Consider the following 20,950-nt stretch of genomic DNA (forward strand, 5'->3'; position numbering starts at 1 on the left):
CTACCTGGGCTGGGCTGTCAACGACAGCGAACCACGCCCTTTGTATAAGCCTGTCAAAGGGGAGCGTCAAGACGCTGCAACCCGATTTTTTATGGCCGGAATACAGTGGCAATCACTGGAATGAAGAAAGTGAAGAGAGGGCCTGGCGGGGTGCCAGGCGAGGAACAGAAAAGCCACCTTTGACAGTCTTATGCAGTCGAAAAGCTCCTCGCAAAACTGGATTCGCTGCGTCACGACTCGTCAACCGACCCTTGTCGTGGCCTGGGTCGGAACAGGCTGGCACGCATCCGCGCACAAAGGGTGCCCAGTATTTCCCCGGCGGGCTCCGGGACTGAATACGATCGCCGAAGCGGATGACCGCTATTGCTTGCAAGAGGCAACAGTGGTCATCCGCCGCCACGATCAGGTCACGCACAAAGTGGGAAAGTTACTCCAATGCGGAAAAGGCTCCGAACTCTAAGAGTCCGACCGAGCTGCCCGGAGCTAATCGGTCTTGGGTCGCCATTGGCGATGAACCGGAGGTACTACAGCAGAGGGGGCGTGACAGCGTCAAGCCAACGGCACAACTCCAGATGTGCGGCCAATCTTCCAACAGTTTCCCCAAGATCAATCATTATTTATAGACGGTGCATCATTTGCGATGTGTCTCTTTTCTGACGGGCAAAGTTCCCTTGCAGGCCGGGTACTGGGAACAAGACCAGAACAGCCCTGATTTCCCCATACGTTTGAGCATTGAGGCGTTGCAAACCGGGCAGGCCGGGCCGGTTTCGACAGGCACTGTCAAGATGAGTGTCCCGCGATGTTCGACCAATTGCACAATCCAGGCAGCCTGCTTGGCGACGAATGCATCCAGGGTCAGGCGTCCTGCTTCGATTTCGTCCAGGGCCTGTTCCCAGATCGCGGTCATGCCTGGATCTGCGACCGCGGCAGGTACCGCCTCGATTAGGGTGTGGGCGGCAGCCGACGCCATTAACGCGCGTTTTTTCTTCAGCAAATAACCACGGTCGATCAAACCCTTGATGATGCTGGCTCGTGTGGCTTCGGTGCCGATGCCGGTGGTATCTCGCAGTTTCTGTTTCAGGCGTGGGTCGTTTACCAGCTTGGCCACGTTTTTCATGGCCTTAATCAGATCACCCTCGGTGAGTGGTTTGGGGGCGGTGGTCCGCATGGCCTTGAGTTCGACGTCGCTCACTGCGCACTGCGTGCCCTGCTGTAAGGTGGGTAATACCTGGGACTTTTGACTGGGCTCGTCATCCTCGGCGGCTTCGTAGAGCAGGCCTTTCCAGCCTTGGACCCTGATCTGTTTGCCAACGGCGGTCAACCGCTGTCCGCCGCACTCCAATTCGACCTGGGTCCGATCAAACTCATGATGCGGAAGAAATTGCACGAGGTAATGGCTACGGATCAGTTCGTAGACTTGGCGCTCTTGTTCGGACATCCGCGCGAGGTTCGCCGGCTCGGTGGTGGGGATGATGCCGTGATGCGCTGTGACCTTGGTATCGTTCCAGACGCGGGAGCGCAAGCCTCGATCGAGGCTTCCGAGTGCAAGCTTTAGTGCCGGATCCGTTTTGAGCAGGGCGTCGAGTGCCGCGGGTACCTCGTCGAACATACTTTCGGGCAAATAGCGGCAATCACTGCGCGGATAGGTGGTGGCTTTGTGGGTTTCATACAGGGCTTGAGCTATGTTCAGGACTTCCTGAACGCCAAGCCCCAGCTTGCGCGAGCAGACTTCCTGTAGCGTGCTCAGGTCGAAGGGCAGGGGCGACGCTTCGCGGAAATGCTCAGTCTGCAGCGAGAGTACCGTGGCGGCGCGACCATCAGTAATTCTTTGGACCGCCTGGCGGGCAAGTGCCTGCTGCAGGCAACGACCCGTCTCATCGCGTCCCTCGCTTGGCGGTAACCACGACGCGATGAATCGCTGCCCCATCGACGACAAGTGCACATCCACATCCCAGTAGGGCACCGGGACGAAACTGGCAATCGCGCGATCCCGATCGACCACCAGACGTAAAGTGGGTGTCTGGACGCGTCCAACTGACAATACACCATCGTAGCCCGCCCGCCGGCCGAGGAGGGTAAACAAACGAGTCAGGTTCATGCCGATCAGCCAGTCGGCACGGCTGCGGGCCAGGGCTGAGTGATAGAGCGAGAAGGTCTCCTGACCAGACTTCAGCGAGGACAGTGCTCTGCGAATCGACGCCTCGTTGAGTGCGGACAACCAGAGACGCTGAACGGGTCCTCGATACTTGCAGAGTTCCAGTAACTCGCGGGCAATCATTTCACCTTCGCGATCGGCGTCGGTGGCGATGACGACGGTGGTAGCTTCACTGAGCAGGCGCTTGATGACTTTGAACTGTGCCGCAGTCTTGGGTTTGACCTCAACCTGCCACTGTGCGGGAATGATCGGTAGATGACCCAACGACCAACTCTTGAATTGTTCGCCATAGGCTTCAGGCGGTGCTGTCTCCAGCAGGTGGCCGATACACCAGGTGACGGTTGTCTCTGTTCCGATCAGGCAACCATCACCACGTCTAGTTGCCTCGAGTACCTTGGCGATGTCTCGACCTTGGGAAGGTTTTTCGCAGAGGAAGAGGCGCATAGAACTGCTCCGGATGGGGTCCGGAGCAGAGTCGTTGGAAACAGCAGTTGCGAGATATGAGAAACCTGAATTGCAGGTTCCTCATATTAGTCCGTAAGGGCAGGCTTGAAGAATCCGAGGTTGCTACCCTGTTGTAGCGTGGACGACAGTGTGGATCCTCACGAGCAGCGAGTAATGACAGGCCAGCAACTTCGCGCAAAGGCGCATTTTCTATGCCTAATGCTCGTCATTCCGAAGGTGGCGGCCCTCTACGCTTTTTGGGTTTCGACGTAGGTGAACTGGCCTGTTCTGTACTTTGCCCGACGTGTGTCGCAGATGTCGCCGGTTCACTGGATCGTTCCCGCATGACCACGCTGTGCACCCGGTGAGGCAGGATGCCGACTCGACGGGCCTCGATCTTGAAGGTCACCCTCGCATTGTCTTCGCTGTCCTCCCATTCGTCGCGCACTGTGCGGCCTTCGACCAACACACGCATACCTTTCTGGTACAGCGTGCTCCAGTGTTCAGCCTCGCGGTGCCAGAGCTCAACCGGCGCCCAATAGCCGCCTCGATCTTCATAGCTACCATCGCGTGGCACGGGGTTGTCGAAGTACACATTCAGCCGCAGCAAACGCCGTGGCTCGTCATTGCCTGATGGAAACTCCTGGAACTCTGGCGCACTGCCGATGTTGCCTTCGCCAACGAAAAAAGTGCTCATCCTAATACCTCCACTGCGGTTGTGAGTTGGCGCAGTAACCGTTCGGCACTGGCCATTTTGATCGCGCAGGTGGTAGCCTGGCGGTATAGCGAATGCACGACGCTCATCTGCAGATTCAGTGCAATGCGGTCGCCTTCAAAACGGTGCAGTCCTTCGCGTATGGTCTGTGACAGGGCTTTGTTGCAGACCTGCCGCTCCCAGACCGCAACGCCCATGTGGGCGAAGTCACGGGTACGCCAACGCAGGAAGGTGCTGCCAGCGCTGGTGTTCTGTAGTACCAGCCGAATATCCAGCAGCGAGTAAGGTGGTCGTCCGACCTGCTGCACGACGGTCTCCATCAGGCGACATAACTGCGCCTCGATTTCCCTCGCCACCTGCGCCAGGTGCTCCAACTCTCCCTTACCCTTAAAGGGCTTTAAAAGGCCTTTTAGGGAGGCAGCGTGTTCGAGCTGTCGATAGGCATCCGGTGTCAACGCATCAAGGGGCATCGGTTGAGCCGGGGTCAGGGGATTCACGCTTCGTCCTCCGGCTCATCCACAGTCACAGATGACTCTCCCGCTTGCTCTGCCAACGCGTCAGCGTCATCCACTGGCACAGCACCATGACGAATGATCGGCGGTGCGAACTGGGAGCGACGAATACCCGCGAGGATGTCCTGCGGAGGCACACCGAACTTTTCGACTGCCGCACAGGCACGGGCATTGTTTGCCGCCATGTCATCGCGCGTGACGCCGGCATGCCGATAGCGCTGTGCCTGACCGAACAGACTGCGCAGCAGATGGGCGCCGTCGTCGATCCAGGCTTCCATGTCGATGCGGCCGATCAGGGCGGTGTGATGGGCCAGTAGGGTACGGCGCACCAGGGTGTCGTAGTCGGTCAGCAGGTAGACCGCCAGAAAACCCAACTGGCTGCCGATGTACAACGGCAAGGTCACCGGGTGGATGTTGAGGTTGTCGCTCATGTCGATCTGTGTCGGCAGGTCCTGTCTGATCCGATCCAGCTGTTGGGTCAGGTCCAGCATCCCAGCCTTGGCCTGCATCAGTTTTTCTTCGAGTTGCACCATGGCCCAGTCGGCATAGGGGTCGTCTTGCGCAGCCATTTGTTTGATCAGGTTGGTGACGCTGATGTAGCCGGCCATGCCCATGATCGAGTGGACACCTTCGCGTGCCGTCCGACCTTGCCAGATGCGGGCAGCGTGGTGAGTGTGCAGGGTCAGGGTGATGCTGCTGCGCAATGAACCCAGGTTGAGTTGATAGTGATCGGCCACGGTGTTGTCCTCGCATAAGGCTTGGGCGAAAACGTTGCGACAGATAATGGTCAAGGGCAGTCAAAAAGCTGAATGCTGTCTGTTCGGTTTGGTTCGGTCGGTGCAACCTTTGGAGGGGGAAGAGTGATGCCAGCGGCATCATTTTCATGGATAGCTATGGAAATGTTGTTCGGCTTGCATAGGTTCGTACCTTTTCGATCTCACATTAGAACTCAGTAGATTTGATGCCACTGGCATCAAATCTATTGACGTCCAGGGCGTTTGCCGCGCAGTTGGCGTAGCTCATTCAGGCACGCTTGTGCGAGGGCGGATGTAGGTTCGCCCTGTTTTTGGGCCGGGCGTGAAGGTGCTGGAGGGGGAGGCTCCGCAATAGGTGACGGTTCTGTCTGACCAACCCAAGGATGAAAGTCGCCTTTGAGCGCGCGCTGGACCAAGCCCATTAGATAGGCCGCTGGCTTGCGGATACTGCCGGCCGCGCAGCGTGCACCGGCTTCGTTGAGCACCGCCTGCCGATCTTTCGGCTTGAGCTTGTTCAACGCCACGGCGACGGCCTGCCGTTCGCTTGGACTCAGGTGCAACGGATCGGGCCAGTGCAGGTTATCCACCGCCGGGGTCGCGCGCGGTACTGTACAAGTACTTTCTTTTAATACAGTACAGGCGGCGTTCGGATTCCGAACGGTGCCGGAAATCCTAGTGTTCAGGCCCGGTTCGGAATCCGAACGAGGGACTGCACGATTCCGAACTTGGTGATCACCACCCAGTTCGGAGTCGTGTAAAGCGTCATTGGTTGTCAGATCCAATCCTTGCTGCGTCCAGTGTTCCCCCCAGCTATCGAGCCGCGATGGTAGTCGACCGACATCGATATGCGTGTCTTGACGAATTTCTTCCACAACGTGCTGGGCGACTATGCGCACCACCTTGGAGGCATGACCGAGGGCATGTCCGACGAGCTCCAGGTAATCCTGATCCAGTTCTATGGCTTCGGCGGGGGTTAACGGCTCATCGTGCAGGACGTACAGAGAACTTTGTAGGCGCCCGCTGAGCTGGTCTCGGCCACGACTCACCAAGCTGAGCCAGCGCGTCAATCTGAGCATGGTCAAGACGCGAGCAATGGTTTCACGGGAGGCTGATGCACCGCAGGGCACGCTCGACAGGTAGGGCTGCAGGTCCTCATAGCGCGGTGCGACCACGCCCTGGCCTTGCAGCATGAGTCGAAACACCTGCCAAGCGTTTCGCTCCAGCGGCGTCAGTCGACTATCCAACAGTAGGCGACGCGGCACGACTTTGTGTGATTGGCCACTGAACAGAAAGCCAGCCTGCAGCGCCTGGTTGGAGGGTTGTTCAGTGGTAGGGCGTGGGGGCCAGCGTTCACTCAACTGCTGGGTGCATTGCTGCAGGACGCGCTGCCAGCGACTGGAAGGAGCAGTGTTCATGTTCCGTTGCTGTACTGGTCGATCTGCTGCCAAACGATGGTCAAGCTGATCTGCTGCTCTTCGGCCAGCATCATCATGGCGTCGAGTTGATCCTCGGTGCCGTCCTGAGCGCGTAGCTGACACCAACGGCGCCAGAGCGCATGTTCCTGCGCTTCGCTCAAATGCTGAGGGCGGCCCTTACGGGTTTCTATCTTGAGCAGACGTCGGCGCAGGGCGGTTTCCGAATGCGCCAAGCCGAAAAATTGGTACATGATCGTGCTGCTGGCGCCCAGCTTGAGCGCTCGGTTGATCAATCGCTCGTTCTGCTCGTCACGTTCGGCTTGCTCGATTAACCGATGCAGCACCGGCGAGTCAATCTTGACCTCAACCCAGGGTACGGTGGCATGGGCCAAGCGCGACAGTGTGGAGGGCGGTAAGGATTGCAACAGGTAGATGTCGTCCTCACCCAATCCGAGTGCCTTGCAGCGCTGCAGGTTACCCAGCCTCAACTCGTGGAGCACCTGGGTCAGCATGGCCTGGTTGAGCACATTGAAGGACAGGCTCATGGCAGCTCCTTTGGTGAGTTGTCTTCAGGGGGAAGCGTTAAGTCGATCAGGCGACGGGCCAAGCGGATCAGACGATACAGCTTGATTATCAAACCGTCGGGCAGTCGCTCCAGACCCACATCCATGGCCGGACGATCTGGCAGCGGGAGTTGGTAGACCCCCAGTAACAGCTGCCCGAAAAGGGCTGAGGGCAGTTGCTTGCGATCCTCCCAGTTCACTTCGTCTTGAGCGCGCAGCAGGGCCAAGAGAAGTAGGTGAACGCCGGTCGCGCTAGACGCTGCAAGATCAAGTCGCTCGATGTTCAGAGCGAAGCCCAAGCCAAGCTTCTGATCGATGACGCTCTCAGGATGTCCGGCATAGGCCGCCATTTCCCGCGCCAGTCCGGCAATGGCTAAACGCAGTTGTTCGGGGGTATCCAGTGTTGGTGCGATGATCCATATGTCGTCGGTCGTGCAGGTTTCGATGGTCGGTGTTACTTCAGTGGCAGTGTCGCGATCAATCTGCTCGCGGATCTGCTGTGCGCGTGATAGAGGACTGACCGCTGACGCGACATTCGTTTCAGGTAGTGTGGGCAGCTCTTCTGGCATCGGTCTGACCTGGGCTCCAGGCTCAGTCGATTTGAAGTGGGATTCGTGAGAAAAGGGATGGAGTTTGTGCTCCGAGGTCTTGAACTCTGAGGATGGAGGTCGAGTTGCGGCTTCATCATCGCTAGGCAGATGGCTGTTCTCTGAAGGCGTGGTCACGACAACGCCAGGCGTCGATATGGCGTGTTGGGTATCGCTCATATCCAAGGCCAACATACGGTAGGACTGTCCGAGCAGCCGGCTCATTCGTTCGAGCAGTTCATCCTGGATATGTTCAAGGTTGAAGGCCTCAAGTTCGGCATCGAAGTAGGCTAGGGTATCGAGCCAGAACTCTGCGAACGTAAGGGCGGCGGTTGGATAGCGATTCCAGGTTTGCTCTGCTTGTCTACGCAGACTGATCAGGCGCTCGATCTGGGGCTTACCCAATCCCGCATACAGCGTTTGCGGAATGGCGGGTAGTAGGTATTCGAGGGTGTCGAGCATTCGGCTGATGTGTGACTGCGAAACCGGATACCCCCCAGCCGCGAGGCGTTTTGCCAGTTCGCGTTGCGAGAGCATCGTTCCATCCGATTCGAGCATGGCTTTGAGTTTAGCCACAGCCAGCGCACGCTCGATGAAAGTGAGTTGGCCGTGCAGATCGCTTTCGGCCAGATGGCCGAGTAGGGCGTTGATTTCATTGGTCCATGGCCGGAACAGGCAGTGAATGCGAAAGAAGCGTTCGTCGCGGGTTTCTTGCCACAGCTCGCCGAGAATTGCCAAGCGAGTATTGCCACCGTTGCGGATGATGAAATAGGTTTCTCCTGGGCGGCGAGTAATAGGTGGCGATTGATCCAAACCACGTTCACGGATAGATGCCTTGATATCGTCGTAAAGTGGATTACGGATGAAGCGCGGGTTGTGCTCATAGGGCCGCAACTGCTCCAAAGTGACCAGCATGGGCGTGTCGGTGAGTGGATCGGACAGCCGCTCCAGCTCCGGGCCCCGAGGAAAGTGGTCCTGCTGCAGCTTGCTGTTGATATCCTCCTGGCGGGGTTTCTTCATTTGAAAAACCTCAGTTAACGCCGGCTGCGCAAATGATCACCGACCTCAAACTTGACGATCTCGGCAGTCCCCAAACCTTCGAAATGTTGGGAGAGTTCGGCGAGGAACCAACCCATGGCCGAGCGCCCGCCTTGCAGACGAAAGACCACGGTGCAGTACTCCTCGCAAGGTGGCGGGTCTGGTCGAATCGACTGTTGAATGATGATGGGAAGTTGATCCAGCATCAAAAAACTCCTTGCTAAAAGCTGTTGGCATCAAGGTCGATAAAACAAAATGAATTTGCGAGAAACGCTGGCTTGGCGATTCTTGTCATCGAGCCTCCACGCATTTGCCTAGCGTCGAGATCGCTTCGTGCCATTCAGGAAACAGCTCGATGGCCAGCGCTTCCATGGTTTCCAACGCTGATGGTGTGCGTCGCCCAAGCGACTGACAAGTCTCGATTCGGTGGACCGGCTGGCCGAGGGAGGCGGCATTGAGATACGCCACCCGGTCCGGAATCACGGTTTCTAGCACCGAGATATTGGTAGCCTCGGCGAAGCTCTCGCGCAGGCTGCGGATGATCATCCGGGTGTCCACTCGATTGCCATTTACCTGGTTCAGTAGCAGTCGCAAGGGTGGCGGCGTAATGCCCAAGTGACGGAATGGTTCAAGTTCACTGAGCAGCTTCAAGGTGCCACGGTGGAGTTCGCGGGCAGCGAGCATTTCCGGTGTGATGGGGGAGAGGGCGATATCCGAGGCCAGAATGGCCATCTCCAGCAGTACGCTGCGCGCACCTTGGGTGTCGATCAAAAGCAGTTCGTAACTGGGGCGGAAGGTATCGAGCAGGTTGCGCAGCCGCAGTCGTCCATCAGGGGCATGCAGCAGCAACGTGCCAAGTCGACCCTGATCATCGTTGGAGAGGATCAGATCGAGTCCAGTGATCGCGGTAGTGGAAAGCACCTGTGCAGGATCTGTCAGGTTGAGTGCGAGCAGTTCGTACACACCCGCAGGAGCCGCATGGTGCATTGCATAATAGGTGGAGAGGGTAGGCTGGCTATCCAAGTCCAGCAACAGTACACGCAGTCCAGCATCCGCGAGAAGACCGCCGAGATTGGCGGCCACCGTGGTCTTGCCTACGCCACCTTTGGTGGAAACCACCGATACCACGCGCATAGCGTCAGTCCTGCTGCGCCAAGCGTTCGGTGACCCACTTCTCGATCTCCAGCGAGTCCCAGCCAACGGCGCGCAGTCCAATACGTTTTGCCTGCGGGAACCGGCCTTCCTTCATCATGTTGTAGATATGCGCGCGCTTGAAGCCAGTTTTCCTTTCCACTTCGTCGCGGCGCATGATATGGCGTTCAATCTGGGGGGCGGTAGTAGCTTCGGAAGCTGGCAATTGAATGGGCATACGGATCACTCCTAGGCACTGATGGTACGGTTAGGACGTGACAGGCATTAAAAAGGATCGGGCACGGTTTCACACCGCAAAATGCGACAGCATCGCTCGCAATTTTCGGTTTCATTCTGATCCGGCGACGCTGCGTTTGGCCGCTGCGAACTTATCCTCCAAGGTTCGCTGCGTGAAGCCCTGCTTTCCTGCATTGTGGGCCAAAAGGACAGAGATGATCGATGCTTGGCTCGTGAAGGAGGAATAGGCGTTACCTCCAGGCGAGTGCCCCAGCATGATGTCAATAAATGCGCCAATAAGGCGTAAGTAAGCTTTTTCGCTTCGCTCACTGGGAGGGCTCGTGGTGCGCAGGCGTGACAGCAAAGCGATATTTGCCTGCTGCAACTTCTCTCGCTCGGTCTTCAGCTCTTCTAGCAAAAGGTGGTTTCGGTCTCGTTGGACTTTGAGCGCCTCTAGTTCAACTAATAAGGCCTGATAAATATCAATCGTAAGAGCCGAGGTGGTTTGTCTCTCTATGTCGGTAAACAGAAAATCAGGTTTGTCCAAAGGATGGTACTGATTGAACCACTGCTTCAAATCTGTATGACGAATGGTGAGGTAGAGAGGATCGACGGTTTCGCCGGATTTCACCGTAATGCCCAGAGATCCGTACAACAACTCATTATTACGAATAGCATCCCACAGGATTTCTAGCTTTTGGTCCAAGCAAGGCCACTTTTTAAATTTTCGATTAGGAAAACCCTGTAAGTGCCGAACCTCTTTCGAAATTTGATGCTCTAATGCCATTAAGTGGCACCACCGAAACGCTATGTCTTCGGGCCGATAAAAAAGTTTAGCGTGGGGGTAATTGTTAATTTCTTCATCCATAAAGAAAAATCCTCGAGGATTTTCTGTTGGTTCGGTTCGCCAATTTCCTCTTATAAATCAAGTGGATGGCAGGGATCTGCGCAATGATGCTCGCCGAAGTTTCGTATTTTTTGGTGGGAAGGAGTGGGGATTCTCAAAAATGTTACAAGCACTTTGAGGTATTGGAAAGCTCTAATCAAGCTCAAACGGACGAGTCGCATTTCTCGAAATAGACTTCAGTTTCATAGAGGGCGGCCGCTAAACTGAGTGCAACACCATACCCTCAGGTAAGGTGTCGCCATGTTTTATACTGAACTAAGCATAGAAGAACGCGCCACGATTCAGGTCAGGCAATATCAGAAGCTCAGTCAGCGCGAAATAGCTCGGATGCTGGGCGTAGCCCCTCCACGATTAGCCGTAAGCTTCGTTGTCATCGATCCCTCAGCGCAGGCTACGTGGTGCATGCTGCACAAATCTATACCCGTGTGGCGCAAAGTCTGTTGTCCTTCCAAGAGGCTGGTGATGGGCGACGAGCGCTTTGAATGGGTGAGTCACTTGTTTCAAGAGCGCTTTTCTCCCAAGCAAATCGCGGGCAAGCTGCGGGTTATGAAAGTGAATTTTGAAGAAGCCTATGTCCGCCGCGAAACGATCTATAACACCATCTATGCGCTGCCTGTTGGGCAATTGCGCAAAGAGCTGATTCAGTGCCTTTTCCAAGGAAAAAGTACTCGCAGGCCGCGCTCCGGGGGGGGGGCGGCGCGGGCAGATCTCTTAGATGGTCAGTATTCACGTACGCCCGCCGGAAATCGAAGACCGTTTGATGCCTGGCCTGATTATCATTAGTGAACAGCCATACCGATTTTCGATGAATTCCACGTATATTTAAAAAGGACCTTCTGATGAAGACGATATCCAAACAATTCATAGGTATTTTAAAAACTCTGGCCATTGCATTAGGCGAGTACAACAAAAGAAACATTGTTCGGCAATAAATTGTATCAGCGTGTACATTGATGCTGCGGCAGCCATACACGGAGCTTGCTGCAATCGATTACCATCATGTGAATCATTGAGGTAGTCGATATGCAGCAATTAATAACTCTTCACCCGCTACTCAACCTAGCAAAAGCTAGATCGCTGGTGCTGATTGGTGAATTTCAGTTACTGACATAGTGAATGTCAGCTTAGATTTACCGCCATTGGAATAAGAGTGGGGAATATCTGTTTTTGCGACCGCAGAACAACCTTCGGTAACTATTAGCTCTGTCTCACCCACTTTAAATTTTAGTATTCCTTTCTCTACATGAAATAACTCAAAAGTACCTTGAGGGTGTCCTGATGAGGCAAATGTCTCACCCGGAAAGATCTCCCAGCGCCATAGCTCAATCATGTTTGGTCCGGTTGTCCCAGCAAGAAGCCGTGCTGAGCCTCCAAGGCTCCCGGTCCAAAGGGTAGGGATATCCTGGCTCTCGATAAGGTGTGCGGAAGGGGCGTCCGCCACATTCACAATATCAGCAACCGAAAGGCCTAAGGCAGCAGCGATTTTGCAAAGGATAGCGATGCTTGGGTTAGCAGTGCATTTCTCTATCTCAACCACCATGCCCTTGCTGACCCCAGAGCGACGGGAAAGCTCGTCCAAGGTGATTTTTTGCTTCTTTCGCTCTTGTTTGAGCTTACGGGCAACGGCCGCGCTAACGGTTTGAGCGTCGGCGCCAGGCTCGGTCGATATATTGACTATTTTGGTCATTGGTAGCTAATATGTAATGAAATTTAGGGTTAAAGGGGATTCTCTGATGCTGTCCGTACTTCCGTCAATCGACCAAGATGTTGTCCATTTGGCCCCTGAGTTCAGAGCGCTGAGTATTGTGGTGGAAGCTGCACCGATCGCCAATCCGGACATCGGCAAGGAAGCTTTGAATCGAGCCTGCCAATCGGTGACTGCGGGAGGTGCAGTTTGGGCCGATGCTCACCTGACAGCTTGGGCGGATCTCTTCAGAAAATTCGGTGCGAAGCCACAGCGCACTCCCTGCTCAGCTGAAGCTTTGCGCAAACGAGTCCTGCGTGACGGCAGCCTGCCTAGTATCGATCCGGTGGTTGACCTCTACAATGCCATCAGTATTGAGTACGCAGTCCCTGTCGGAGGTGAGAATGTCGAAGCGTATGTTGGCTCGCCGCGACTCGTCGTTGCTGATGGCACCGAACCCTTTGACACCATGAAAGAAGGCGCCCCAGCCCACGAGTATCCTGATTCGGGCGAGGTCGTTTGGCGGGACGACAAAGGGGTGACTTGCCGTCGTTGGAATTGGCGCCAAGGCGTAAGAACACGGCTGAGTGCAGATGCAAAGCACATGTGGTTCATTCTGGAAAGTCTGCCGGCCATGCCACTTGAAGCATTGACTGAAGCCGGTGACAAGCTGATTGAAGGCTTGCAACTGATGATGCCAGGCGCCCAGATTGAGAGCGCTATAATTGGCCCCGGCGCCAATTAATAAATAAGCGAGAGATACAGGCTGCTTGTGGGGATGCATATGGGGTTAAGTCCAATCTCGCCTCGCACGCAGCCTTTTTTATCGGCGGCATTCGCAGTGGCAACCACGCCCAACCACACCGCCCTGAAAAAACCTGCTGCTGAATCGAAGAAATCTGCACAACGCATGGAGTGGTTCAAGCGATCAGTTCTTCGGAGTCAGCCGGTCCTGTGACGATCTAATTGCAGAATCACACAATGGAGTCATGAACTATGTTTACCGGTCTTAGCGCATTTCCTTTGACACCAATGAATGAGCAGGGTGTAGACGAAGGAGCATTTACTCGTCTTGTGGAACAACTGGTGGCTGCGAAAGTGGATTCCATCGGGGCACTCGGATCTACAGGCAGCTATGCGTATCTTTCTCGTGCTGAGCGCTCTCGAGTCACGCAGCTGGCAGTAGAGGCCGCGGGGGATGTCCCGGTCATGGTCAGCATCGGGTCGCTGCGCACGCGTGATGTGCTTTTGCTGGCAGAAGACGCGCAGAAGGCGGGAGTCAAAGCATTGTTGCTGCCGCCTGTTTCCTATCAGAGGCTATCTGCTGAAGACGTTTTCTCGCTGTACGAAACGGTCACGGCCAATATCTCCGTCCCGCTGTGCGTCTACGACAACCCTGGCACCACCCATTTCGAATTTACTGATCAGCTCCACGGACGCATTGCCCATCTACCTAATGTGCGCTCCATCAAGATCTCAGGTGTTCCCGAAGCACCAGATCAGGCCAAGGCGCGAGTCGATCGTCTTCGGGCGCTGATTCCGGAGCACGTAACTATTGGGGTAAGCGGTGATGCGTTTGCCGCTACTGGCTTGAATGCAGGTTGCGAGGCTTGGTACTCCGTCATTGGAGGCTTGTTCCCCAAGACCGCAATGGCGATTACTCAAGCGGCCCTGTCAGGCGACGCCCAAGAAGCAACACGTCTGTCCGAACGATTGAAGCCCCTGTGGGCTCTGTTCAGCCAATTTGGCGGTAGCTTGCGGGTAGTGGCAACCGCAGCTGAGCTTCGTGGACTTACCAACTCCCCCAGCCTGCCGTTGCCGCTCAAAACAGTAAGTGGAGAAGGACGTCAGCGAATTGCCGCGGTGATAGACGAGCTCGAGTTGAACTGAACTGAACTGAAAAACACCTCTAACGCATACGCGGTGGCCAGGCTGTGCCATAGCAAATGGCGCAGCTCGGACGACATGGGAGTGCCGAGTTTGTGCGCTTCCCAGCTTCAGGGCTTTGCTTCGAATCGAGTAGCTCATGAGAGGGGAGCAATGAGAGAGGACACTGTCGTTATCGATCGATCCCCCAGGCGGATATCTCCTGGCAGTGCGCTCGCGCGATATGTGATGGCTGCAGCCCAGGCACGTACCGCTGATGGCGGGGCTGTAGTGGCGATTGTCTTGTTGGTGACGATGCAAGGAGGCAGCGGAAGCCTGGCTGGGCTACTAGCAGCGTGCATTACCGCCCCTCACATGCTCGGGCCTTTTGTAGCAAGGCGAATCGACCTGGCTGATGACGGCCGCAAAGTGATATCCACCGCTTGCGTCATCTACTCCATTGCTCTGGCAATTGCGGTCACCAGCTATACCCATGTCCATCCCCTGGTCACAGGTGTTCTCCTCGCTGTTGCAGGTTGCTGCGGTCCACTGCTAACGGGTGGAATAAGCAGCAGATTATCTGCCATCGTAGGAGGGGATCAGAGCGTTCAGAGACGTGCTCAAGGGTGGGATGTTGCAACCTATGGCATCGGAGGTACTGTTGGGCCCTCCATAGTGGCTGCAGTTTCTGCTTGGCTTTCTCCCGGGCAAGCCGCCCTGTACCTGGCAGCTGCAGCATTTTGTGCTGCATGGCTGGTCATGCTATTGCCCTATACCTCGCCTGATCATGGGGGAGATAAGCAAAGTGTCCCTAGGGCTTGGCAAACCGTTCTGCTGATCGGAAGAGATGGACGGTTACGTCGCACCCTGTACATGACCATGCTGGTGGCATTCGGTATGGCATCTCTGCCTATCACTGCAGTGCATATGACCCAGATCCTGGGCATCTCTGCAGCGAGCGCGGCTGCCATGACCGCGGCATATGGCATAGGTAATCTGTCCGGATCCATCGGCGTAATGGTGCGACCGTTACGTGGAAGCCCTGACCTACTGATGTCACGCTTGGGCTTTTGCATCCTGCTAGGCTTGGGCGGGGTCATGATGAGCAAATCACTCTCGTTGTCAATCGCTGCGTACTGGCTTGCCGGCACCCTGAACGCGTTCTTCTTCGCTGCCACCCTGGCGGCTCGCACAGAATATGCGCCCTCCAAAGGAAAAGGTCAGGTGTTCCTCTGGGTTGCCGCGATGAAAATCACTTCTGGTTCGGCTGGAACAGCAGTTGCTGGCGCACTCACTGGCTTCAGCGTGTACATCCCGCTGATGCTAGGGCTCATCATGGTAGGGGGAGGCGTCCTGCTTTCTTATGGCGAAAGAAAACTGAACCACGATTTTGAGTCGATCCAGTAGGTGACCCTGCCCCATCACGATCCATGAGGCAGTGCCAAGCAGTGCCTTAGAGTTTCAAAAACGTCGTGAAATGGTCTTTGTGATCCTTCAGAATCTCGTGAGGCAGGATAGTCGCGACGCTCCCTCGATGCTGCAGTCCGTGTGAAAGTACATGAGCAAGAATTTGCTCTTTCGTCATGTCTCCTGGCTTCCCGTCCTTGAAAGTAAACGCAACCCGCTCGGCCAGTTCTGGATCGGTGACCGATTGGGTGTAGTTAACAAACCACTGATTCGCCTTCGAAAATTCCTCTTCAAGTCGACGCAAATCTTGCCTTTGTTCGGTCACGACTGAATCAAACTCCTCCGGCTTTCCTTGCAGCCTGGCAATGAACAGCTGGTCAACAATGTTGATATGGGCAAGCCAATAAAATGCTTTCTCCATTTCCTCTGGAAAGCCCTTTGCCGCGGGAGCTTTCAAATGCTTGAACAGCTCCTCCTCGGACCATGCCTTGTATTTGTAAAGCGAGTGAAGAATGTTCGTGACGCTCATGACGTACTCCTGGATTTCTAAAATTTTTTGCTGTCCTGGACCTCCTAGCGGGAGAGCAGATGGGTTCTCCTTACCGCGGGATCGGAGCGATGGATGGACAGCCAAGCACAGTTGGACAAACGGAATAGTCACTATATTGACTTTTTTAGTCAATAGCTGGTAGCTTGGATGGGTGGCGACAGAAGCTGCCAGGGCAGACGAGCTAAGGGCAACTAGCCTGACACGGGCGGTGTGCGAGATACCGACCAATACTGCATTTGCTGATGAGGATGACCTCGTTTAGCACTTCAGATAAAGGTCCAGCATTGCTCGGGAAAGGCTCACAGCAGCAGCACTGAATTTCAGCAGGGCACCGCCTTACAGATGGCAGGCTCAGAGATGGCGAGAGGGTGTCTTAAATCATGAAGTACGTCAGCACACGGACGCCTGGTAAAGAATTCGAGTTCAGCGAGGTCCTCATGGGAGCTTATGCTCCGGATGGAGGGCTGTTTGTTCCCCGCAAGGTTCCTCGCTTCAAAAAAGAGGATCTCCTGAAGCTTGAATGGCTGCCATTTCACGAACTGGCACGTCATGTAATCGAGCCATTCATGGGCGACTATATGCCTCAAGATGAGCTGTCTCGAATTCTTGAGGAAACATTTGATCGTTTCAAAAGTAAGGCTGTTGCCCCACTTTACCAGACTGCCAGCAACGAATGGGTTTTAGAACTATTCCATGGGCCGACGGGAGTATATCAAGACTTCGGCCTTCAATTGATGTCGCGCCTAGTTGAATACTCTTTATCAAAATCTGGAAAGAAAGCACTTGTCATTGGTTGCACCGGCGGAGACACCGGCGCCGCAGCAATAAAAGCCTTCAATGGCATGGAAGGCGTGACAGTGATTGTTCTGCATCCTTCCAAAGGAACCACGGATGAACATCGACGTCGCTTATTGACCACGGCAGAAGAGAATGTCGTTAACATTTCTGTTGATGGTGATTACTCGGATTGTCACCGGCTCTGCGAAAAAATCCTCAGAGGTGGAAATAAAACCGGCCAGCAACTGATTTCCTTTAACTCAATAAACTGGGTCAGGGTACTTGCACATCTTACATTCTATTTCTATTCATCGCTTCAACTAGGTGCTCCAGAAAGAGAAATTGCTTTCAGCGTGCCCACCGGAAATTTTGGTGCTCTTTATGCAGGTTACATCGCTAGAGAGATGGGGCTTCCCATTAGGCAGCTGATTGTAGCAACGAACGCCAACGCGGGCTTGCATAACTTCCTACAGTCCAATTTTTATAGCCGGAATGAGATTCGTAGTACCAATACTCCTTGCATGAATGTGTCGTTAGCCTCAAATTTTGAGCGGCTGCTATGGAGCATTCTCAATAGATGCGGTGACAAAGTGGCCAGGAACATGGAGCGGCTGGAGGTGGATGGCCAAATTCAATTGGAGAAAAATGAATGGTTAGAAGCGCGAAAACTTTTTGACTCGCTTGCGGTTGAGGACGCAGAAGCGTTTCGTAGCATTCATGAAGTATTTGTTGAAAGTGGATACTTGATCAGTCCTAATACTGCGATTGGATTACGAGCTGCTCGAGTAAACAGGCGTAGCTTACTGATCCCCATGATCTGCTTGGCGACTACGCATCCGGCAACCGCTGCCTCAGCTCTTGCTGAAGCTGATGTGCCGTGTCCAATCAGGAATGCGAGTGCTCAGCCCTTATCTAATGACGAATGTATTTCAATCCCCAATGATGTCGGCATCCTTATGGAGCTCATCAAGGATATATCCAAAGACACGATGTCTCGCTCGCTATAAACCTGGAGTCAGAGATGAAGCGCGTTTTAGATAAGGTCGATGAAAAGATACTAGAAGAGCTTACTCGCAATGCACGGCTTGCTCATAATGACATTGCATTGAAGGTAAATCTATCTAGGAATGCCGTCAGACTCAGGATTGAGCGGTTAGAGCGAGATGGATATATTAAAGGCTACACCATAGTAAAAGGAGCGCCGACGTCCGAGGCTGGGCCAATTAATGCTCTGGTCTTTGTTTATCGTAAAGACAGGATGCGCGGTGCTGATGTGGTGCGTTCAATTATTTCAATACCTGAGGTTATATCATGCAATGTTATGAGTGGAGATCTTGATATTGTATTGACAGTCGAAGCAACAAGTTCGGATCGTATTCATAGAGTTTGGAATGATATCTCAGCTTTGCCGGGAGTTCTTAATACGGTCACGTCTTTTGTTTTGTCTTGCACCAAGTAACTCGTTAAAAAAGCAAAATGGCTCTTGTGCGAGCATTTTGCTCGTAATAATGATCTGTTTGCCATATTCGGATGAGCACAGCAGCAGCTTAGTATTTCGGTACCGAGAACATAACAATGAGGCCCTTATCGTGACTGAATATAAAATTGCTCTGCTTGGCTTTGGCGGTGTAAACCGTGCTTTAGCTCAACTCATTGCAGACAAGAACGAGCGTTGGGCTCATGAGTTGGGCTTCACGCTCAAAATTGTGGGTGTCAGTGATCTTTACCTGGGCTCCATCATCAACAAGAACGGGTTGAATGCCAAAGAACTGGCTGCAGTTCCTGCGACAAAAGGCGGCTTTCGCACTCTGCCAACAGGGAGTGCTGAACCTGCCAATGAGACAGTGATCCGCTTCTCGGACGCCGATATTATCGCTGAAGCAACCTTCACCAATCCTGTGGACGGTGAGCCCGCCACCACCTTCTGCCGCTGGGCCCTGGAAAAAGGCATCAGCGTCGTCACGACCAACAAAGGGCCTGTGGCGCTGCATGCTGAGAGTCTGAAAAAGCTGGCCGAAAGCACCGGTGCACATTTCGAGTTTGAAGGCTCAGTGATGAGTGGCACCCCAGTCATCCGTCTGGCTCAGGAGTTACTCGCTGGCGCGGAAATCACCGAGTTCAAAGGGATCTTGAATGGTACGTCGAATTTCGTACTTTCCAGCATGGAAACGGGTCTCGATTTCGCGGATGCCGTCGCCAAAGCCCAAGAGCTGGGTTACGCAGAAGCTGACCCAACGGCAGACGTGGAAGGGCATGATGTTCGTCTCAAAGTCGTGATTCTGGCTAACGAGTTCCTCGGCGCCAAGCTGACCCCGAGTGATGTCTCGTGCAAAGGCATCTCGGAAATCACTGCCGACGATATTGCCGAGGCTGCGAAGTCGAAGGCTCGCTGGAAACTGATTGGTAGTGCTCAAAAGCTGAAGGATGGCTCCGTTTCTGCCTCGGTGAGTCCTCAATTATTACCTCTGGACGATGCGCTGGCAGGAGTGAGTGGCGCCACTAATGCGATTACGTTCAGTACCAATATTCTTGGCCCTGTAACGGTTTCGGGGGCTGGTGCCGGTCGATATGAAACGGCCTTTGCATTGCTCTCCGACATCGTCAGCATTCATAAGAAAAAAATCAAGACAGGTAAATGATCATGAATAGCTTGAGTCTTTCGCTTGCTGCTGATTATAAAGCCATAACAGTCCTGAGCCCTTATGACGGTTCGGCGGTCGGTGAGGTAACCGATATCCCTGCTTCATCGGCCACCATGATAATTGAGACAGCGAAGCTTGGTGCGCAAATAGCCAGGGGATTACCAAGACATGAACGTGCTCGGATCCTGGAAAAAACGGCTGCCCTGGTTGAGAGCGATAAGGATGCGTTCGCCAGTCTGATCGTTGCAGAGTCCGGGAAGACTATTAAGCAAGCAAGGAAAGAGGTTCTACGCTGCATCAACACGTTGAAGCTGTCCGCCGAAGAAGCCAAGCGCAATGCAGGCGAAGTAATCCCATTCGACTCCTATGTCGGATCCGAGTCTCGCCAAGGCTGGTTCACTCGTGAGCCTCTGGGTGTGATTGTTGCGATTACTCCGTACAACGACCCTCTCAACCTGGTAGCTCATAAGTTGGGGCCTGCGATCGCCGGCGGCAATGCTGTTGTTCTCAAGCCCTCCGAACTCGCGCCGTTATCAGCCATCAAGCTGGTCAGTTGCCTCAATGCCGCCGGCCTGCCCACCGAGGTTGTCTCCGTCGCAACTGGAGGGACGGCCTTGGGCAAAGCGCTGGTCGCCCATCGTGCGGTGCGTATGGTGTCCTTCACGGGTGGTTTTGTTACCGGTGAGCAGATCTCTCGCAACGCCGGCCTCAAGAAATTGGCAATGGATCTTGGCGGCAATGCCCCAGTCATCGTGATGGGTGACTGTGCTCTGAACGAAACAGTTGAATCTTGCGTGTCAGGTGCGTTCTGGGCCGCAGGCCAGAACTGCATCGGTACTCAACGAATTCTAATTGAAGCAAAGATATATGAAGAATTCAAAAAGACCTTTGTTGAGAAAACAAGCGCTTTAGTCGTAGGAGACCCGGCTGACGAACGAACGGATGTTGGCCCAATGATCACTGAAACGTCAGCAAAGCGCACCGAAGAAGTGGTCAATGAGGCCATTGATAAAGGGGCAAATCTCTTGATTGGCAACGTACGCCAAGGCTCGCTTTATTCACCGACAGTCCTGGAAAATGTAAGCCAGAACTGTAAGGTGTGGTACGAGGAAGTATTCAGTCCGGTCGTAATTCTTCAAAGTGTGGATTCACTTGATGAGGCACTGACGCTGGCTAATGCCCCAGAGTACAGTTTGCATGCCGGTATTTTTACCAGCAATTTAAATGTTGCCATGAAAGCGGCCAAGCAACTTGAAGCGGGTGGGGTCATGATTAATGACTCGTCCGACTATCGTTTTGATGCGATGCCGTTCGGCGGCTTCAAATACGGAAGCATGGGCCGCGAAGGCGTACGCTTTGCTTATGAGGATATGACGCAGCCAAAAGTCATTTGCTTGAACGGCGCTGCTTGATGGTTTCTTGACTGTTACCAGGGATAGATAGTTATCCAGAGGATAAACTCTGATCCTCGATAAGGCTCTTCTGCCTGGAAGGGCCTGGTCAAAATTATCATGCTCAACTTCAGAGTTGATAACATAAAAACACAGTAACTGAAGAGGATTTAG

General features: G+C 54.1%; 20 protein-coding genes and 1 pseudogene. 8 read left to right on the forward strand and 13 right to left on the reverse strand.

From position 1 onward, the window contains the following. Positions 1–631: 631 nt before the first annotated feature. From AC1MEE_RS08840 to AC1MEE_RS08890, 11 genes are all read right to left on the reverse strand, one after another. Positions 632–2,599 (reverse strand): DNA topoisomerase III, encoded by a 1,968-nt coding sequence (locus AC1MEE_RS08840; RefSeq protein WP_480414956.1) that lies wholly within the window; start codon positions 2,597–2,599, stop codon positions 632–634. A 226-nt stretch (positions 2,600–2,825) separates the two neighbouring features. Next, positions 2,826–3,296 (reverse strand): single-stranded DNA-binding protein, encoded by a 471-nt coding sequence (locus AC1MEE_RS08845; RefSeq protein ID WP_480414957.1) that lies wholly within the window; start codon positions 3,294–3,296, stop codon positions 2,826–2,828. Further along, complete coding sequence (locus AC1MEE_RS08850; protein WP_480414958.1) at positions 3,293–3,811, reverse strand: DUF3158 family protein; 519 nt, start codon at positions 3,809–3,811, stop codon at positions 3,293–3,295. The genes AC1MEE_RS08845 and AC1MEE_RS08850 overlap by 4 nt, the downstream gene beginning before the upstream one ends. After that, complete coding sequence (locus AC1MEE_RS08855) at positions 3,808–4,563, reverse strand: PFL_4669 family integrating conjugative element protein (RefSeq protein WP_480414959.1); 756 nt, start codon at positions 4,561–4,563, stop codon at positions 3,808–3,810. The genes AC1MEE_RS08850 and AC1MEE_RS08855 overlap by 4 nt, the downstream gene beginning before the upstream one ends. Before the next feature lie 242 nt (positions 4,564–4,805). After that, a complete protein-coding gene (locus AC1MEE_RS08860) occupies positions 4,806–5,996 on the reverse strand; it encodes an STY4528 family pathogenicity island replication protein (RefSeq protein ID WP_480414960.1) in 1,191 nt (396 codons plus the stop codon). Further along, a complete protein-coding gene (locus tag AC1MEE_RS08865) occupies positions 5,993–6,541 on the reverse strand; it encodes a DUF2857 domain-containing protein (protein WP_480414962.1) in 549 nt (182 codons plus the stop codon). The genes AC1MEE_RS08860 and AC1MEE_RS08865 overlap by 4 nt, the downstream gene beginning before the upstream one ends. Continuing rightward, positions 6,538–8,166: a ParB family protein gene (locus AC1MEE_RS08870; protein WP_480414963.1), complete on the reverse strand. Its 1,629-nt coding sequence runs from the start codon at positions 8,164–8,166 to the stop codon at positions 6,538–6,540. The genes AC1MEE_RS08865 and AC1MEE_RS08870 overlap by 4 nt, the downstream gene beginning before the upstream one ends. Before the next feature lie 14 nt (positions 8,167–8,180). Then, positions 8,181–8,390, reverse strand: a complete 210-nt coding sequence (locus AC1MEE_RS08875; protein WP_480414964.1) for a hypothetical protein — start codon at positions 8,388–8,390, stop codon at positions 8,181–8,183. Between the two features lie 85 nt (positions 8,391–8,475). Further along, a complete protein-coding gene (locus AC1MEE_RS08880; RefSeq protein ID WP_480414965.1) occupies positions 8,476–9,318 on the reverse strand; it encodes a ParA family protein in 843 nt (280 codons plus the stop codon). A gap of 4 nt (positions 9,319–9,322) precedes the next feature. Then, a complete protein-coding gene (locus tag AC1MEE_RS08885) occupies positions 9,323–9,553 on the reverse strand; it encodes an AlpA family transcriptional regulator (RefSeq protein ID WP_480414966.1) in 231 nt (76 codons plus the stop codon). Positions 9,554–9,664: 111 nt separating this feature from the next. Further along, positions 9,665–10,420: a hypothetical protein gene (locus AC1MEE_RS08890; RefSeq protein WP_480414967.1), complete on the reverse strand. Its 756-nt coding sequence runs from the start codon at positions 10,418–10,420 to the stop codon at positions 9,665–9,667. Between the two features lie 279 nt (positions 10,421–10,699). Between AC1MEE_RS08890 and AC1MEE_RS08895 the strand changes: the two are divergent. Beyond that, positions 10,700–11,171 (forward strand): annotated as a pseudogene (locus AC1MEE_RS08895) (transposase); the annotation flags it as partial. Between the two features lie 357 nt (positions 11,172–11,528). Here AC1MEE_RS08895 and AC1MEE_RS08900 read toward each other — a convergent pair. Then, positions 11,529–12,146: an XRE family transcriptional regulator gene (locus tag AC1MEE_RS08900; protein ID WP_480414968.1), complete on the reverse strand. Its 618-nt coding sequence runs from the start codon at positions 12,144–12,146 to the stop codon at positions 11,529–11,531. 46 nt (positions 12,147–12,192) lie between these two features. Between AC1MEE_RS08900 and AC1MEE_RS08905 the strand changes: the two genes are divergently transcribed. The 3 genes from AC1MEE_RS08905 to AC1MEE_RS08915 all read left to right on the forward strand — a co-directional run bounded on the left by AC1MEE_RS08905 (position 12,193) and on the right by AC1MEE_RS08915 (position 15,416). Further along, positions 12,193–12,888, forward strand: coding sequence for a B3/B4 domain-containing protein (locus AC1MEE_RS08905; protein WP_480414970.1), 696 nt, complete (start codon positions 12,193–12,195; stop codon positions 12,886–12,888). 251 nt (positions 12,889–13,139) lie between these two features. Continuing rightward, complete coding sequence (locus tag AC1MEE_RS08910) at positions 13,140–14,033, forward strand: dihydrodipicolinate synthase family protein (RefSeq protein ID WP_480414971.1); 894 nt, start codon at positions 13,140–13,142, stop codon at positions 14,031–14,033. Positions 14,034–14,300: 267 nt separating this feature from the next. Continuing rightward, on the forward strand, positions 14,301–15,416 hold the full coding sequence (locus AC1MEE_RS08915; protein ID WP_480414972.1) for an MFS transporter: 1,116 nt from the start codon (positions 14,301–14,303) through the stop codon (positions 15,414–15,416). Between the two features lie 46 nt (positions 15,417–15,462). On the opposite strand, the gene AC1MEE_RS08920 is transcribed toward AC1MEE_RS08915, so the two are convergent. Further along, on the reverse strand, positions 15,463–15,945 hold the full coding sequence (locus tag AC1MEE_RS08920) for a DinB family protein (protein ID WP_480414974.1): 483 nt from the start codon (positions 15,943–15,945) through the stop codon (positions 15,463–15,465). A 401-nt stretch (positions 15,946–16,346) separates the two neighbouring features. Here AC1MEE_RS08920 and thrC point away from each other — a divergent pair, with 401 nt between their 5' ends. From thrC to AC1MEE_RS08940, 4 genes are all read left to right on the forward strand, one after another. After that, positions 16,347–17,750, forward strand: a complete 1,404-nt coding sequence (gene thrC / locus AC1MEE_RS08925) for a threonine synthase (protein ID WP_480414976.1) — start codon at positions 16,347–16,349, stop codon at positions 17,748–17,750. 14 nt (positions 17,751–17,764) lie between these two features. Further along, positions 17,765–18,202, forward strand: a complete 438-nt coding sequence (locus tag AC1MEE_RS08930) for an Lrp/AsnC family transcriptional regulator (RefSeq protein ID WP_480414977.1) — start codon at positions 17,765–17,767, stop codon at positions 18,200–18,202. Positions 18,203–18,332: 130 nt separating this feature from the next. Beyond that, complete coding sequence (locus AC1MEE_RS08935; RefSeq protein WP_480414979.1) at positions 18,333–19,382, forward strand: homoserine dehydrogenase; 1,050 nt, start codon at positions 18,333–18,335, stop codon at positions 19,380–19,382. Between the two features lie 2 nt (positions 19,383–19,384). Beyond that, positions 19,385–20,797: an aldehyde dehydrogenase family protein gene (locus AC1MEE_RS08940; protein ID WP_480414981.1), complete on the forward strand. Its 1,413-nt coding sequence runs from the start codon at positions 19,385–19,387 to the stop codon at positions 20,795–20,797. Positions 20,798–20,950: the final 153 nt, after the last annotated feature.

Source organism: Pseudomonas sp. ASL3, assembly GCF_056680425.1.